Annotated in this window: 14 protein-coding genes and 1 pseudogene; 7 read left to right on the forward strand and 8 right to left on the reverse strand. The window is 60.4% G+C overall.

Translation table 11 applies throughout. The annotated features are described in order from the left end of the window. Nucleotides 1-2 precede the first annotated feature (2 nt). Complete coding sequence (locus GKR99_17615) at nt 3-446, forward strand: NUDIX domain-containing protein (protein NKB29268.1); 444 nt, start codon at nt 3-5, stop codon at nt 444-446. Nucleotides 447-513: 67 nt separating this feature from the next. Next, nucleotides 514-1734, forward strand: a complete 1221-nt coding sequence (locus tag GKR99_17620) for an argininosuccinate synthase (GenBank protein NKB29269.1) — start codon at nt 514-516, stop codon at nt 1732-1734. 89 nt (nt 1735-1823) lie between these two features. Here the strand turns inward: GKR99_17620 and GKR99_17625 are convergent, their stop codons facing one another. Next, nucleotides 1824-2246, reverse strand: coding sequence for a hypothetical protein (locus GKR99_17625; protein ID NKB29270.1), 423 nt, complete (start codon nt 2244-2246; stop codon nt 1824-1826). Nucleotides 2247-2435: 189 nt separating this feature from the next. Between GKR99_17625 and msrA the strand changes: the two genes are divergently transcribed. Next, nucleotides 2436-3089: a peptide-methionine (S)-S-oxide reductase MsrA gene (gene msrA / locus GKR99_17630; GenBank protein ID NKB29271.1), complete on the forward strand. Its 654-nt coding sequence runs from the start codon at nt 2436-2438 to the stop codon at nt 3087-3089. Nucleotides 3090-3104: 15 nt separating this feature from the next. Here msrA and GKR99_17635 read toward each other — a convergent pair whose 3' ends face one another. Further along, the gene (locus GKR99_17635; protein NKB29272.1) at nt 3105-3722 is read right to left on the reverse strand and encodes a hypothetical protein; all 618 of its coding nucleotides are present in this window, start codon (nt 3720-3722) and stop codon (nt 3105-3107) included. A gap of 109 nt (nt 3723-3831) precedes the next feature. Here GKR99_17635 and mutS point away from each other — a divergent pair, with 109 nt between their 5' ends. Further along, nucleotides 3832-6456 (forward strand): DNA mismatch repair protein MutS, encoded by a 2625-nt coding sequence (mutS, locus tag GKR99_17640; GenBank protein NKB29273.1) that lies wholly within the window; start codon nt 3832-3834, stop codon nt 6454-6456. 195 nt (nt 6457-6651) lie between these two features. Here mutS and grpE read toward each other — a convergent pair whose 3' ends face one another. Together grpE and hrcA are read right to left on the reverse strand one after the other, a co-directional pair. Further along, nucleotides 6652-7299: a nucleotide exchange factor GrpE gene (gene grpE, locus GKR99_17645; protein NKB29274.1), complete on the reverse strand. Its 648-nt coding sequence runs from the start codon at nt 7297-7299 to the stop codon at nt 6652-6654. Between the two features lie 98 nt (nt 7300-7397). Continuing rightward, a pseudogene (gene hrcA / locus GKR99_17650) lies at nt 7398-8425 on the reverse strand (heat-inducible transcriptional repressor HrcA). A 122-nt stretch (nt 8426-8547) separates the two neighbouring features. On the opposite strand from hrcA, the gene GKR99_17655 reads away from it, so the two are divergent. Genes GKR99_17655 through GKR99_17665 form a run of 3 tightly spaced genes read left to right on the forward strand, consistent with a single transcriptional unit; the run spans nt 8548 to nt 11010 of the window. Next, nucleotides 8548-9258, forward strand: a complete 711-nt coding sequence (locus GKR99_17655; protein NKB29275.1) for a ribonuclease PH — start codon at nt 8548-8550, stop codon at nt 9256-9258. Next, entirely contained in the window at nt 9258-9866 is a 609-nt protein-coding gene (gene rdgB, locus GKR99_17660; protein NKB29276.1) for an RdgB/HAM1 family non-canonical purine NTP pyrophosphatase, read from the forward strand. The genes GKR99_17655 and rdgB overlap by 1 nt, the downstream gene beginning before the upstream one ends. Continuing rightward, nucleotides 9850-11010: a coproporphyrinogen III oxidase gene (locus tag GKR99_17665; protein ID NKB29277.1), complete on the forward strand. Its 1161-nt coding sequence runs from the start codon at nt 9850-9852 to the stop codon at nt 11008-11010. The genes rdgB and GKR99_17665 overlap by 17 nt, the downstream gene beginning before the upstream one ends. A gap of 201 nt (nt 11011-11211) precedes the next feature. On the opposite strand, the gene GKR99_17670 is transcribed toward GKR99_17665, so the two are convergent. The 4 genes from GKR99_17670 to mnmG are packed head-to-tail and all read right to left on the reverse strand — an operon-like array spanning nt 11212 to nt 15334. Then, on the reverse strand, nt 11212-12081 hold the full coding sequence (locus GKR99_17670; GenBank protein NKB29278.1) for a ParB/RepB/Spo0J family partition protein: 870 nt from the start codon (nt 12079-12081) through the stop codon (nt 11212-11214). Further along, on the reverse strand, nt 12078-12965 hold the full coding sequence (locus GKR99_17675; protein NKB29279.1) for an AAA family ATPase: 888 nt from the start codon (nt 12963-12965) through the stop codon (nt 12078-12080). Before GKR99_17675 ends, GKR99_17670 begins: the two co-directional genes overlap by 4 nt. Then, entirely contained in the window at nt 12868-13485 is a 618-nt protein-coding gene (rsmG, locus tag GKR99_17680; protein ID NKB29280.1) for a 16S rRNA (guanine(527)-N(7))-methyltransferase RsmG, read from the reverse strand. The genes GKR99_17675 and rsmG overlap by 98 nt, the downstream gene beginning before the upstream one ends. Beyond that, complete coding sequence (gene mnmG / locus GKR99_17685; protein ID NKB29281.1) at nt 13460-15334, reverse strand: tRNA uridine-5-carboxymethylaminomethyl(34) synthesis enzyme MnmG; 1875 nt, start codon at nt 15332-15334, stop codon at nt 13460-13462. The genes rsmG and mnmG overlap by 26 nt, the downstream gene beginning before the upstream one ends.

Here is a 15334-nt window from a genome sequence, read left to right on the forward strand (position 1 = left end):
ACATGCTGAAACGAGTGGGTGAGCCGCCCCGCGCCGACGTGCGCTATCGCCTGCGCCCTGGCGTCTATGCGTTACTGCCGCTGGCGGGTGAGCTGCTTTTGACCCATCAGCAGGAACCCGATCACGATTTCCAACTGCCCGGCGGCGGGATCGACCCCGGCGAGCACCCGATTGCCGCGCTCCACCGTGAGGTGTTTGAGGAAACCGGCTGGCGCATCGGCGCCCCGCGCCGCTTTGGCGCGTTCCGCCGCTTCACATGGATGCCCGAATATGACTTCTGGGCCGAGAAGATCTGCACCGTCTATATCGCCACCCCGGCCCGACCCCATGGGCCCCCGTCCGAAGAAGGCCACACACCGCTGTTCCTGCCACCGGACGACGTAATCGAGGTTCTGGCGAACCCCGGCGATCGCATGATGGTGCGCGACTGGCTGACCCGCCGCTGACGCCCTTGCCCACGCGCTGAAAACCCAATACGAGGCAGCGGCTTATTCAAACATCGGAGCGCGCCCCATGTCTGCCCCCAAGAAAGTCGTCCTGGCCTATTCCGGCGGGCTGGATACCTCGATCATCCTGAAATGGCTGAAGACCGTGTATGGGTGCGAGGTTGTGACCTTCACCGCCGATCTGGGGCAGGGCGAAGAATTGGAACCGGCCCGCAAAAAGGCCGAGATGATGGGCGCGGCGGCGATCTATGTCGAAGATCTGCGCGAGGAATTCGTCCGCGATTTCGTCTTCCCGATGTTCCGTGCCAATGCGGTTTATGAGGGGTTGTATCTGCTGGGAACCTCGATCGCGCGGCCGCTGATCTCCAAACGCCTGGTCGAGATTGCAGCGGCCGAAGGCGCCGACGCCATTGCCCATGGGGCCACTGGCAAGGGCAACGATCAGGTCCGGTTCGAACTGGCCGCCTATGCGCTGAACCCGGAAATTCAGGTGATTGCACCCTGGCGCGAATGGGATCTGTCCAGCCGCACCAAGCTTATCGAATTTGCCGAGGCGCATCAGATTCCGATCGCCAAGGACAAACGTGGCGAGGCCCCGTTTTCGGTCGATGCGAACCTGTTGCACACATCCTCAGAAGGCAAGGCGCTGGAAGACCCGGCGGTGGACGCGCCGGAACATGTGTATCAGCGCACCGTTTCACCCCAAGACGCCCCGGACACCCCTGAGGTGATCGAAGTTGGATTTGAAAAGGGCGACGCGGTGTCGATCAACGGCGAGGCGCTGTCCCCCGCCACTCTGCTGACCCGCCTGAATGAGATTGGCGGGCGCAACGGCGTCGGACGGCTCGACCTGGTTGAGGGCCGCTTTGTCGGAATGAAATCACGCGGCATCTATGAAACCCCGGGCGGCACCGTCCTGTTGGAGGCACATCGCGGGATCGAGCAAATCACACTGGATCGCGGTGCGGCGCATCTGAAGGACGAACTGATGCCGCGCTATGCCGAGCTGATCTACAACGGCTTCTGGTTCAGCCCCGAGCGTGAAATGTTGCAGGCCGCCATCGACGCAAGCCAGGACCATGTCACCGGAACCGTCCGCCTGAAGCTTTATAAAGGGTCGGTTCGGACAATTGGCCGCTGGTCAGATCACTCGCTGTATTCCGAAGCGCATGTGACATTTGAAGATGACGCCGGCGCTTATGACCAGAAAGACGCCGCCGGGTTCATCAAGCTGAACGCGCTGCGCCTGAAACTGATCGCGACGCGGAACCGGCGGGTCGGCAAATAAAACCCCGGCACGCTTTCGCGCACCGGGGCCGGGCAAACACGCACCCGGGCGGGGCATAAAGGACGCGCCCCGCCGAACCTGTTCTGATGCTACTGGGCGGTGATGACGGTCATCACCAGATTGCCGTCGACCTTGATCGGGCCGTCTTCCTTGGCGCCAAGGGTGTATTCGAACTGACCCTTTGCCATGCCACCGTCTTCGCCATGGACCATCAGCATCAGCATCAGCATCTCGCCCGGCTTGACCTCATCGGTCAGGATCGCGGCAACGTCCGTATTCTCACCCATGCGCAGCGGGGCGTGGGCGACGACGACGCCAGGTTTCATATCAGCATCGGTGCGGTGCACCACCAGCCAGCCATTCTGCGGCGCCACAACCATCGAGGCGGCCACGGTCCCTGCCGAGACATCCTGGTCAGACCCCTCAATTGCAGGGGCTGGGGCGTGGGCGGCGGCGAAGGCGGTGCCAGCACTCAAACAAAAGGCGGCGGCGATTGTCAGAAAACGTGTCATACTTGTTTCTCCACTCAGAACCGGGGCAACATTGCGTCCGGCGATGGTCAAGTCACGCAGACCGGATCGGCAAAGTTTCACGGCATTCAGATTCTTTTTCGATTGTCACGCCTTCGTGAGATCACGGGCGCTTTATTCGACCGCGCAGTTTCGGGCCGTCATCCTGCCGCCAACAAAGGAGACATCCCCATGACCCACGCGTTACTGAAACCGATTCTGTTCGCGCTTGCCTTGCTTGCAGGCCCAATCCTTGCCACACCCGCCGAGGCCGCCGAACGGCGCAGCATCGTCCTTGCCGGCGGTTGCTTCTGGTGTATCGAGGCTGATTTTGAGAAAGTGCGCGGCGTCAAAGGCGTCGTATCGGGCTATTCCGGCGGCGGCGTCGCAAACCCGACCTACAAACAAGTCGTGCGCGGCGGAACCGGCCACCGAGAGGTCGTGCGCGTGACTTATGACCCGGATCAGGTCAGCCTGGAACGGCTGTTGCACATGTTCTTCCGCAGCGTCGATCCGACCGATGCCGGGGGTCAGTTCTGTGACCGGGGCAAAAGCTATTCCACAGCGATATATGTCGCCAACGGCGCGGAAAAGGCGATTGCGCAGGCAGCCAAAGCACAGGCCGCGAAAGACCTGGGCCGCAAGATCGTTACCCCGATTATTGGCGCAAAGCCGTTTTATCCGGCCGAGGAATACCACCAGAATTATTACCGCGGCAAAGGTATCGTCGTGACGCGCCGTGGCCCGAAATCAAAAGCCAACGCCTATAAGTTCTATCGCAAGGCCTGTGGTCGCGATGCACGCGTCAGGCAGCTTTGGGGCAGCGCCGCGCCCTTCGCATCGTGATGGAATGACGCAATATCATTGGGTCGGGCGCTGCGAAAACATGCGCCCGTTCCAGACCAGCCCGATGTTCTTGGCGATGCGGTCAAATCGGCGATGCGTGCGCAACCGGTTTACAGATGGAACCCAAGCGCGCAACGGAATGACGCGATCCCCCAGACCGTCGACCTGAATAATCTCGTAACCATCCGCCTCGGTCCGGATTGCCAGGTTCTTGAGCGTGATATCACCGCAGACGATGCCAAGGGTCAGCATCTTTTCAACATAGGTGTTCAGGGCGGCAAGAATGGCAGGCTCCAGCTTGCCCGCATGCCGGTATTGTTCGCAGGTTTGGGCCAGATTGCCGACGCCGTCATTAATCCGCTCGACCACATATCCCGGTCCAAGATCGGTTTCGACCCGACCCCGGTAGAGCGCGACGGGAACCCGGCCACTGATCAGGTTCTGGCGATCCAGCGCGCGCTGCGCGGTCACCCGATGGCGCCGTTCATAGAATCGGAACTTGAGTGTTGAAATGATCGGCTGCGGCAGTTTGATCAGCCCATCTGGGTCATCCGGATGTTCAAAAACAAAATGCGACGACCCGGCGCCGATGGGCGGCGTGTCCGATAGATGAATGATCTGGTCTGCTGTCATGGCGATGGCGTATAGTTGCGCGCCCTATGGTATGCAATTCCACCTTTTCGCCGCTGTGGCGCAGGCCTAATGTCCCCGCATGACCCAAACCGCCCAAGCCACGACGCCGATGATGGCGCAATACCTGACCATCAAGGCGGATCACGCCGATGCGCTGCTGTTTTATCGCATGGGCGACTTTTACGAGATGTTCTTTGACGATGCCGTGGCGGCAGCAGGCGCATTGGACATTGCCCTGACCAAACGCGGCAAACATGGTGGCGAAGACATTCCGATGTGCGGCGTGCCGCACCACGCCGCCGAGGGCTATTTCCTGACCCTGATCCGCAAGGGATTTCGCGTCGCGGTGTGCGAACAGATGGAAGATCCGGCCGAGGCCAAGAAACGTGGTTCCAAATCCGTTGTGCGCCGCGAAGTCGTGCGATTGGTTACACCGGGAACACTCACCGAAGACTCCCTGTTGGACGCCCGAAGCGCCAATCTGCTGGCCGCCTGGACCGAGGTGCGCGGATCGGCGGCCCTGGCCTGGTGCGATATGTCCACCGGAGAGCTTTCCGTCTGCCCCTGCCCGCAGGTCCGCCTGGGGGCTGATCTGGCAAGGCTTCGTCCGCGCGAATTGCTAACCTCGGACGCGCAATATCCCGATCTGGCCGAAGTGGCAGAAGAACAGGGGGTGGCACTGACCCCGCTGGCACGGGCGAGTTTTGACAGCACCGGGGCCAGGGACCGGCTGCAGGATCTCTACAGCGTCGATACACTCGACGCATTCGGCGCATTTGAACGGGCCGAGGTCGCGGCAATGGGCGCGATTGCCGAATATCTTCTGCTGACCCAGAAAGGCAAACATCCCCGCCTGCTACCCCCAAAGCGCGAGGCCGCAGATAGCGCCGTTCAGATTGATGCGGCCACCCGCGCAAATCTGGAACTGACCCGAAGCCTGTCGGGCGGGCGCGACGGTTCACTGGTCGCCGCCATCGACCGGACAGTAACGGCAGGAGGCGCACGGCTGCTGGATAGGCGTCTGTCTGGCCCATCGCGCGATCTTGACGTGATCCGGGCCAGACATGATGCCATCGCATGTTGGGTTGAAAACCCGGCCCTTTCGGCAAATCTGCGCAGCGCATTGAAACAGGTTTCAGACCTTGATCGGTCGCTGTCACGCCTGGCCCTGGACAGGGGCGGACCACGCGATCTGGCTGCGGTGCGCGATACCGCGCGGGTCGCCTCGGAAATTGCTGTGCTGATTGGAGATATCGCACTGCCGGACCTGTTGGACCGGGCGCGCGCCGCCTTGATCGGGCATGACGAATTGCAGGATCTCCTCGACATTGCGCTGATTGCGGAACCGCCTTTGCTCGCGCGCGACGGCGGCTTTGTCGCCGCAGGGTATGGCGGAGAATTGGACGAGGCGCGCAAACTGCGTGACGAAGGGCGCGGTGTGATTGCCGGGATGCAATCGGATTATGCCGCCGAAACCGGCGTTGCCTCGCTGAAGATCAAGCACAACAACGTGCTGGGATATTTTATCGAAACCACCGCCACCCATGCCGAAAAGATGCTCACCCCGCCACTGAGCGACCGGTTCATTCATCGCCAGACCACCGCCAATGCGGTGCGGTTCACGACGCTGGACCTGTCGGAACTGGAAACCCGGATCCTTAACGCCGGGGGCCGCGCCCTGGAGATTGAAAAGCGTATTTACGTAATGTTGGCGGCATCGGTTCTGGAGCACTCGGAAGTGCTGGGCGATCTGTCTGCCGCGCTTGCCGAATTTGACGTGGCCACTGCCCTTGGCGATCTGGCGATTGCGGAAAACTGGTGCCGCCCGGTGGTGGACGACAGCCGCGCGTTCGAAATCACGGCAGGGCGGCACCCGGTTGTGGAACGCGCCCTGCGCCGCCAATCAGGGGCGGCTTTCATCGCCAATGATTGTGACCTGACCGCCGATGGCGGTGCAGCGATCCGTCTGCTGACCGGTCCGAATATGGCGGGCAAGTCGACGTGGCTGCGCCAGAACGCGCTGATCGCCCTGCTGGCGCAGGCCGGGTGTTATGTGCCCGCGTCGTCGGCCCATATCGGACTGGTCAGCCAGATTTTCAGCCGGGTCGGGGCCTCGGACGATCTGGCGCGGGGCCGTTCGACCTTTATGGTCGAGATGGTGGAAACCGCAGCGATCCTGAACCAGGCCGATGAACGCGCGCTGGTGATCCTTGACGAGATTGGGCGCGGCACCGCTACCTATGACGGGCTGTCGATTGCCTGGGCAACGCTTGAGCATCTGCACGAGGTGAACCGCTGCCGCGCGCTGTTTGCCACGCATTATCACGAAATGACCGCCCTGGCGGATCGGCTGACGGGTGTTGAAAACGCCACTGTCGCGGTCCGCGAATGGGAGGGCGAGGTCATCTTCCTGCACGAGGTCAGAAAAGGCGCGGCTGACCGATCCTATGGTGTTCAGGTTGCAAAACTCGCCGGATTGCCGGACGCCGTGGTCAGCCGCGCGCGCGAGGTTCTGACCGCGCTGGAAGCCGGCGAACGTGAGGGCGCCGCAAAGCCAAAAGCGCTGATCGACGACCTGCCGCTGTTCGCCGCAACACCGGCACCCGCAGTGGCATCGACGGCACCGAATGCACTAAATGATCGGTTGGACGACATTCTGCCCGATGAATTGAGCCCAAAAGAAGCACTTGATTTGATCTATGAATTGAAAATGCTGTCAAATTCCAAGGGCTAAAACAGCAACACCTTGTCCAGCGCACAACGCCAAGAACAACTTTCTTTCCCCCTCTTCTTGTTGAAAATATCCCGGGGGCCTGGGGGCTGGCCCCCAGGTGTCTCGTGTCTGGGGGCTGGCCCCCGGCCTTTGCCCTAGCCCCGGCGCCCCATCGCAGGCCGGGTTCCCGGTCACACGGCACCGGGCAAGCAGATGTTAGCTTTTCGGTGTCGAGCTAACGCCGACCTGCGCCGGGCGCAGCAGGCGATCATGCAGCATGAAGCCGTCGGCCATGACCTGGATGATCTCTCCGGCTTTCGTTCCCGGCACCGGGGCCTCGAACATGGCCTGATGAATTTGCGGGTCAAACTTGCCGCCAACATCGGGCGAGACGGGGCGCACGCCATGCTTGCCGAAAACCGACAGCAGTTCGCGCATCGTCAGTTCAACCCCTTCGATCAGGGCCTTTGTGTCGCCCTCGGGCTTTTCACCTGCTGCGTCGCGTGCCGCATCCAGCGCTCTTTTCAGATTGTCATGGACCGGCAGCATATCGCGCGACAGTTTGGAGCCGCCGTATTGTTCCGCCTCGCGGCGATCCCGCTCACCCCGTTTGCGGGCGTTTTCAGCATCAGCCAGGGCACGCATGAAGCGGTCGCGCATGTCGTCGCGTTCATTGCGCAGCGTCTCGATCTCTTCCGCGATTTCAGCAGCATCGGCGGCGGCTTCTTCGGGGTCGTCAGATGCATCAGCTGGATCAGGTGCCAGTGATACGGTCTTGTCTTCGGATGCGGCGACCTCTGACTCCGCCTCGTCATCTGAGGGTGCATCATTCGCTGCCTCAGCCTCGATCGCTTCGGCCAGCATCTCATCCAGCGACATCACCTCGGGCGCCGCATCTTCGATCCTGGTTTCGGATTTACTGTCCGCCGACTTTTTCTTTGCCTTCGCCATTCTTCGCCTTCTTATCCGCGATCGCTCAGCATCCGACCGATCAGCTGAGCGGTATAGTCCACGATGGGCACAATGCGCCCGTAATTCAGTCTGGTCGGTCCAATAACGCCGACCGCACCAATGATTCTACGATCAGCGTTCATATAGGGAGACACCACCAAAGAGGAACCCGAAAGTGAGAATAACTTGTTCTCGGAGCCGATAAAAATGCGCACACCATCGCCGCGATCCGTCAGGTCCAGAAAGCTGGCGATATCGCGTTTGCGTTCCAGATCGTCGAACAGGCTGCGGATGCGTTCCAGATCGGGGCCGTCGGTTTCATCATCCAGAAGATTTGCGCGGCCGCGAACGATCAGACGCTCATGATCTTCGCCCTCGTTGATCCACTGGGCCAGGCCGTTTTCAACCAGATCACGGGCCAGAACGTCGAGTTCCCGGCGCCGGGCTGTAACTTCGTGGGCGACGACCTGTTGCAGTTCGGACAGGGTGCGCCCTTCGGCCAGGGCATTCAGGAAATTCGCAGCCTCGCGCATGGATGACGGGGTCTGGCCCGGCGGCGGTGTGAAGACGCAGTTTTCCACATGGCCATCCGCGAAGACAAGCACCACAAGCGCACGGGCGCTTCATGTTTCGGGGTCAACACCAGACTGGCCCCGTGGGTCAGACCCGACAGCGCCGATCCAACGCGGGTCATCAGATCGCTGACATCCGATTGATTGCTGGACATCGTCGCATCGATCGCCTGGCGATCATCCGCGTCGAGGTCCTGCACCTCCAGCAAGCCATCCACGAACATTCTGAGGCCAGTTTCCGTCGGAATGCGACCGGCCGAGACATGGGGGCTGTTCAACAAGCCAAGATGCTCAAGATCCTGCATCACATTCCGGATCGTCGCGGCCGAAACCTGTTCGGACATTGCGCGGGTCAGGGTGCGTGAACCGACAGGCTCTCCCGAACTTAGATAGCTTTCGACGACGCGGCGAAACACTTCGCGCGAACGGTCGTTCATTTCGTCGATCAGGCCGGGGCGGTCAGACATGGGGTTCCGATTGCAATGGGGCGCAGATCATTAAGCCAGCCGCGGCGCTGGCGTCAATCAGACTTGCAATGCGCGCAGGCGTGGGCCTATCACGCCCCGACCGAAATCTGAGGAGATACCCCATGCGCCCATCGGGACGTGAAACTAATGTCATGCGCGATGTGTCGATCGACACCGATGTGACCCGCCACGCCGAAGGGTCATGCCTGATCCGTATGGGCGACACCCATGTGCTGTGCACTGCCAGCGTGGACGAACGGGTGCCATCGTTCCTGAAGAATTCCGGATTGGGGTGGGTGACTGCAGAATACGGGATGTTGCCGCGCGCAACGCACACCCGGATGCGGCGCGAAGCGAAGAATGGGCAATCCGGAAGAACGCAGGATATTCAACGGCTTATCGGGCGATCGCTGCGCGCAGGACTGGACCGTGTGGCGCTGGGCGAGCGGCAGATTGTTGTCGATTGCGATGTCATTCAGGCCGATGGTGGAACGCGATGCGCCGCAATCACCGGGGGTTGGGTGGCGCTGCGGCTGGCGGTGAACCGGCTTATGAAGGCGGGCGATGTGATCAGCGACCCACTACTCGACAATGTCGCGGCCGTAAGCTGTGGGATCTATGCCGGGCAGGCGGTTCTGGATCTGGACTACCCCGAAGACAGCGAGGCCGGGGTGGATGGCAATTTCGTGCTGACCGGCAAAAAGCGGCTGATCGAGGTGCAGATGTCCGCAGAAGGTTCAACCTTCAGCCGGGACCAGATGAGCGAATTGCTCGATCTTGCCGAATTGGGCGTCGATCAGCTTGCCGCGGCGCAGAACGCAGCCGTCGCCTGATGCCGGATTTGCGCAGTGAGCGGCTGGTCGTTGCGACGCATAACGATGGTAAACTGCGCGAGATTTCGGCGCTGCTGTCGCCCTATGGCGTCGATGTAACATCGGCCGGGGCGCTGGGCCTGGATGAGCCGGAGGAAACGGAGGACAGTTTCGAAGGCAACGCCCGGATCAAGGCGCATGCGGCGGCAAAGGCCAGCGGGTTGATTGCCCTGTCCGATGACAGCGGCTTGATGGTGGATGCATTGGACGGCGCGCCGGGGGTTTACACGGCGGATTGGGCCGAAACGCCCGATGGGCGGGACTTTATGATCGCGATGACCAAGGTGCAGAATCGGCTGGCGCATCTTGATGCTGCGCAGCCATGGTCGGCCCGGTTTTGCTGTACGCTCTGCCTGGCCTGGCCGGACGGGTCGGATCAGATTTTCGCGGGTGAGGTTGCCGGGCAGTTGGTCTGGCCGGTGCGCGGCAGCCAGGGCTTTGGCTTCGATCCGATGTTCATGCCCGATGGCCACAGCAAAACCTTTGGTGAAATGACACCCGCGCAGAAAGCGCCCCTGACGCATCGGACGGACGCATTTGGAACGATGGTTCGTGCCTGTTTCACCTGAAAACTGGCAAACGAATGGTTTCGGCCTCTATCTGCATTGGCCGTTTTGTCAGGCGAAATGCCCCTACTGCGATTTCAACAGTCATGTAACCGCCAGGATCGACCACGACCGCTGGCGCAGCGCATATCTGGCGGAATTGGATCGGGTTGCGGTGGAAACTCCGGACCGAGTTCTGAGCACCGTATTTCTTGGCGGTGGCACGCCAAGCCTGATGCCGGCATCACTGGTTGACGCGATATTGGAGCGTGTGCATCGAAACTGGCGCTGTGCGAATGATTTGGAAGTCACAATCGAAGCGAACCCGACCTCGTCCGAAGCGGAGCGTTTTGCCGGATATGCCACGGCCGGTGTAAACCGCCTGTCGCTGGGTGTTCAGGCGCTGAATGATGCGGATCTGAAGGCGCTGGGCCGATTGCATTCGGTTGATGAGGCGCTGCGCGCGCTGGATCTGGCGCGCACCAGCTTCGAACGTGTCAGTTTCGATCTGATCTATGCGCGCCAGGATCAATCCCTGTCGGACTGGCGCCAGGAACTGGGGCGCGCGCTGTCGATGAAGCCGTCACTTCTGTCGCTGTATCAATTGACGATCGAGGACGGCACCGCGTTCGGGGATCGGTATGCGCGGGGACGGCTGCGCGGATTGCCGGACGAAGATCTGGGCGCCGATTTGTGGGAGGTGACCCAGAGCATGACGGATGCAGCAGGGCTGCCGGGATACGAGATTTCGAACCACGCCGCGCCTGGTGCTGAGGCGCGACACAACCTGATGTATTGGCGGTCTGGCGACTGGTTCGGGATCGGGCCGGGTGCCCATGGGCGGCTGACGCTGGATGGCGCGCGTTGGTCGACGGAAGCTCCGCGTGCTCCGGGGGCGTGGCTTGCGGCGGTTGAAGCCGATGAAGCTATTGTTGAGCAACGTCAGGAATTGACCGCACATCAAGCGCAGGATGAGCGTTTGTTGATGGGTTTGCGGTTACGGGATGGCATTCCCTGGAATGGCAACAAATATGTTTTGTCTAATAATATCAGTGCGTTATCATCGGAAGGATTGCTCTCCACTGCAAATGAAACCCTGAAACTGACCGCGAAGGGACGCCCATTGCTGATTGTGTTGAAAAACTCCGTTTTAGGGCCTGAACGATGATTTTTCTTTCCATGCAGCCCGATCCTAAATTTTTGGCGCGGGGGTCGGCCCAAATCGCCTACATGCGCTCACGCGCAGCCATGCGCTGTCTCGTGGTCAAAGCTTTCCGACTATTTCGCTTCATAGGTTTTCGCAAGAAATCCGCGACGCTCTGATTTCGGAGTTTTTCAACACAATCTGCTGAATGCGGTTCTTCGACAGCTATTGGCCGACTGACCCAGACGACAGCATACGGCAGATCGCGTCCAACCCCTCCAGATCCGCATAGCTGACCGTAAGCGAGCCGGCACCGCCGCGTTTGTGATTGATGGTCACGTTCATGCCGATGGCGGCTGCAAGATCCGATTCGAGTGCGCGGGTATCGGCGTCCTTGGTGATCCGCTTGGTTGCCGCTTTCGGGCTGGGTGGTGCTTTGCGCGCCAGCTCTTCTGTCTGGCGCACTGACAGGCCTTGGGCGACGACACGCCGGGCAAGATCCGAGGCATGTTCCAGCGGCACCAGCACACGGGCGTGCCCGGCAGACAGGCGGCCATCCTGCAACATTTCGATAACATCGGCGGGCAGCGACAGAAGGCGTGTTTGGTTGGCGATGTGGCTGCGGCTTTTCCCCAATACCTCGGACAGCTGTTCCTGCGTGTGTCCGAACTTCTTCATCAGGTGGTCAAAAGCCTGCGCTTCGTCCACCGGGTTCAGGTCGGCGCGCTGAATGTTTTCAATGATCGCCACTTCCAGCGTTTCGGTATCGTCAAAATTCCGCACCACGGCGGGAACCTGATGCAGGCGCGCAATCTGCGCCGCCCGCCAGCGGCGTTCGCCGGCGACAATCTCGTACTCGCCCGTGCGACTGGGGTGCGGGCGCAGGATCAGCGGCTGGATCACGCCTTTTTCACGGATCGAGGTGGCGAGTTCTCCCATTTCGTGTTTGGGAAAGCTGCGGCGAGGCTGATCCGGGTTGGGGTGGATCTGATCAATGTCGATCTGCAACAGATCATTGGCAGAGCCTTCGGGAACATCTGCCATCAGCGCGGACAGGCCGCGGCCAAGTCCGGTTCGAATTTTCTTATCTGTCATGACGGGGTTGCGCCCTCTGTTGTGTCTCCGGTCAGTTCGGCGGCCAATGCGCGATAGGCCTGGCTGCCTTTGGACCCGGAATCATATGTCAGAACGGGTTGACCGAAGGACGGTGCCTCGCTGACCCGAACATTGCGTGGGACGATTGTGTGAAAAACAAGTTCACCAAGCGTTTCGCGTGCGTCCGCTTCAACTTGCTGCGCCAGGTTGTTGCGACCATCAAACATGGTCAGCACAACGCCTTCGATACGCAGGCCCGGATTGGCGGCGCTGCGGATTTGTCGAACAGTCAGAAGGAGTTGCGATAACCCTTCGAGTGCAAAGAACTCAGATTGCAGCGGCACCAGAACCGACGTTGCGGCCACCATTGCATTGACAGTCAGCAGCGACAGCGACGGCGGGCAGTCAATCAGAACCACATCAAAATCATCAGAAACGCCGCCCTGGGTTAGCGCATTGCGTAGCAGGAAACTCCGGCTTTCATTGGCCATCATTTCCATGTCTGCCGAGCTGAGGTCAGTGGTGGCCGGCGCAATGGCCAGATTTTCAATCGCTGTGGTCTGAACAATCTCAGCCAGCGGCGCGCCTTCCAGCAGCAGATCATAGGTCGTCTTGCTGCGATCTTCGATCGCCAGACCGGTTGAGGCATTGCCTTGCGGATCAAGATCGACAATCAGCACCCGGCGCCCGGATTCCGCCAGCGCGGCACCCAGGTTGATCGTCGTTGTGGTCTTTCCAACGCCGCCCTTCTGATTGACGATGGCAATTATGCGTGGCTGCGTCCACCTAGGCTGGCTCAAGGTAGGTGATCTCCAGAATTGCGGCCTCGGGGTCGGTGCGACTTTGCCAGACCTTGTAGTCGAAGGTCCACCGTTGTTGTGCATTTGACAGCTCGGATTTCCAGGAACGCCCCTTTGGCAGCAATGCTTTGCCGTCACTGGCAAGGTGGCGCGCAACATACCCGAGGAGTTTCGGCAGCGGTGCCAGGGCGCGGGCGGAAACAACCTGAGTGTTCAGTGGTTCAAGGGATTCGATTCGGTCGATTGCCACGCGCGCCTTTAGATCCAGCTGTTGTATGACCTGGCGCAGAAATGCGGCTTTGCGCTGATCGCTTTCGATAAGAACCATGTCTGGCCCACCCAGTTCGACCGCCTGAATCGCCACCACAAGGCCGGGCAGCCCGCCGCCGCTGCCAAGATCTGCCCATTTTTGCGCGGTTTTCGCCATCGGATACAGCTGTAGCGCGTCGCGGATATGCCGGTTCCAGATATCTTCGGTCGTCGCAGGCGCGATGAGATTGATCCGGCAGTTCCATTTCTCCAACAGTGCGACGTATGTGGTCAGGCGCGCCATTGTTTCACGTGAAACATTTTCCAGATCAGGCACTGCGAACAGATTTCTCATCTTGCCGCAGACGCGCCAGCAGCAGCGTCAGAGCGGCCGGAGTCATCCCTTCGATACGGGCGGCCTGTGCCAGGTTGGCAGGGCGGATCGCGGCAAGCTTTTCACGCAGCTCTCCGGACAGGCCATCAAGGGAAACATAGGAAAAATCGCCTGGAATCAGCGTCATGGAGTCCCGTGTCAGCTCGGCCACATCCGCCATCTGGCGTTTCACATAGGGTGCATATGTCGCGTCACGATGCAGTTGGCGGGCGATTTCGGGATCCATCGCCGCCAGATCCGGGACGGCCTGAGCCAAAGCCGCCACCGACGCACCGGGAATGGACAGAGCGTCGAACAAAGATCGCTTTGGACCGTCTGAATTAACATTGATTCCAGTGGTTTTCAGGTCCGGTGCACTGATCATCTGCGATTCAAGCAACGCACGCGCACTGTCCAGCGCGGACTGCTTGGCCTCAAAAAACCTGGCGCGGGTATCGCTAACGCAGCCCAACTGCTGGCCCAGTGGTGTCAGCCTCTGGTCCGCATTGTCAGCCCGCAAGGACAAGCGGAATTCGGCGCGGGATGTGAACATGCGATATGGCTCACTGACACCTCGGGTCGTCAGATCGTCCAGCATCACGCCCGTATAGGATGTCGTTCGGTCCAGTATCGCAAGATCACGGCCATAGGCCCGCGCCGCAGCGTTCAGCCCGGCGACAAGCCCCTGCGCGCCCGCCTCTTCATATCCAGTGGTGCCGTTGATCTGCCCAGCAAGAAACAGGTTCTCAGCCGCCGGAAGTTCCAGCGAAGGTGCCAGATTGCGCGGATCGACATAATCATATTCGATGGCATAACCGGGCTGCAAAATCTCTGCAGATTCAAGACCTTTGATCGAGCGGACATAATCCACCTGCACATCCTGCGGCAATGATGTCGAGATTCCGTTGGGATAAACGCTCGGCACGTCCAGGCCTTCGGGTTCCAGAAACACCTGATGCGCGTCCCGGTCGGCGAAACGCACAACTTTGTCTTCGATTGATGGGCAATAGCGTGGGCCGACCCCATCAATTTCGCCACCATACATGGCAGACCTGGCCAGATTATCGCGAATAATCTGATGCGTTCGCTCATTGGTATGGGTGATGCCACATGATATCTGTCGCGCCGAAGGCGCGTCTGACAAGAACGATAGCATCTCGGGCTGATAGTCGCCCGCCTGCATATCAAGAACCGTCCAGTCAATACTTGCACTATCCAGCCGCGGCGGCGTGCCGGTTTTCAGGCGGCCCAAAGATACACCGAAGTCAGCAAAACGGGCTGACAAGCGGCCGGCACTGTCTTCGCCCATACGCCCACCCGATCGGCGTTCGGTCCCGATATGGATCGTACCACGCAGAAATGTACCCGTCGTCAGAACGGTTGCGCTTGCAGTCAGGCGGTCGCCACTTGCCAGCAGCACGCCGCCAACGCGGTGTCCCTGAAGCACAAAATCCACAACCTCGCCCTCGATCACGGTGATCCATGGGTGATCCGAAATCATCGACTGAATGGCCGCGCGATACAGGCCACGGTCCATTTGCGCCCTCGGGCCCTGCACCGCCGGCCCTTTCGAGCGATTGAGCAACCGGAACTGGATACCAGCCCGATCCGCCGCTTTGCCCATAAGACCGTCAAGCGCATCAATTTCCCGAACCAGATGGCCCTTACCCAGCCCGCCAATCGCCGGATTGCAGGACATGACACCAATCGCGCTGGCTTTCAGCGTGACCAGCGCCACGCGCGCGCCGCGCCGCGCGGCCGCATGGGCCGCCTCGGTCCCGGCATGCCCGCCGCCAACCACCAAAACGTCAAAATGTTTCACGTGAAACAT

The sequence above is a fragment of the Paracoccaceae bacterium genome (assembly GCA_012103375.1).
Classification (GTDB): Bacteria; Pseudomonadota; Alphaproteobacteria; order Rhodobacterales; family Rhodobacteraceae; genus WLWX01.

Excerpts from the sequence above, each read along its gene's own strand:
- GKR99_17655 (NKB29275.1), top strand. The coding sequence starts at position 8,548 with ATGCGCCCATCGGGACGTGAAACTAATGTCATGCGCGATGTGTCGATC.
- GKR99_17620 (NKB29269.1), top strand. The coding sequence starts at position 514 with ATGTCTGCCCCCAAGAAAGTCGTCCTGGCCTATTCCGGCGGGCTGGAT.
- mnmG (NKB29281.1), bottom strand. The coding sequence starts at position 15,334 with ATGTTTCACGTGAAACATTTTGACGTTTTGGTGGTTGGCGGCGGGCAT.
- GKR99_17675 (NKB29279.1), bottom strand. The coding sequence starts at position 12,965 with ATGCACAACAACGGTGGACCTTCGACTACAAGGTCTGGCAAAGTCGCA.
- GKR99_17625 (NKB29270.1), bottom strand. The coding sequence starts at position 2,246 with ATGACACGTTTTCTGACAATCGCCGCCGCCTTTTGTTTGAGTGCTGGC.
- rsmG (NKB29280.1), bottom strand. The coding sequence starts at position 13,485 with ATGAGAAATCTGTTCGCAGTGCCTGATCTGGAAAATGTTTCACGTGAA.
- grpE (NKB29274.1), bottom strand. The coding sequence starts at position 7,299 with ATGCTGGCCGAAGCGATCGAGGCTGAGGCAGCGAATGATGCACCCTCA.
- mutS (NKB29273.1), top strand. The coding sequence starts at position 3,832 with ATGATGGCGCAATACCTGACCATCAAGGCGGATCACGCCGATGCGCTG.
- GKR99_17615 (NKB29268.1), top strand. The coding sequence starts at position 3 with ATGCTGAAACGAGTGGGTGAGCCGCCCCGCGCCGACGTGCGCTATCGC.
- GKR99_17670 (NKB29278.1), bottom strand. The coding sequence starts at position 12,081 with ATGACAGATAAGAAAATTCGAACCGGACTTGGCCGCGGCCTGTCCGCG.
- msrA (NKB29271.1), top strand. The coding sequence starts at position 2,436 with ATGACCCACGCGTTACTGAAACCGATTCTGTTCGCGCTTGCCTTGCTT.
- rdgB (NKB29276.1), top strand. The coding sequence starts at position 9,258 with ATGCCGGATTTGCGCAGTGAGCGGCTGGTCGTTGCGACGCATAACGAT.
- GKR99_17635 (NKB29272.1), bottom strand. The coding sequence starts at position 3,722 with ATGACAGCAGACCAGATCATTCATCTATCGGACACGCCGCCCATCGGC.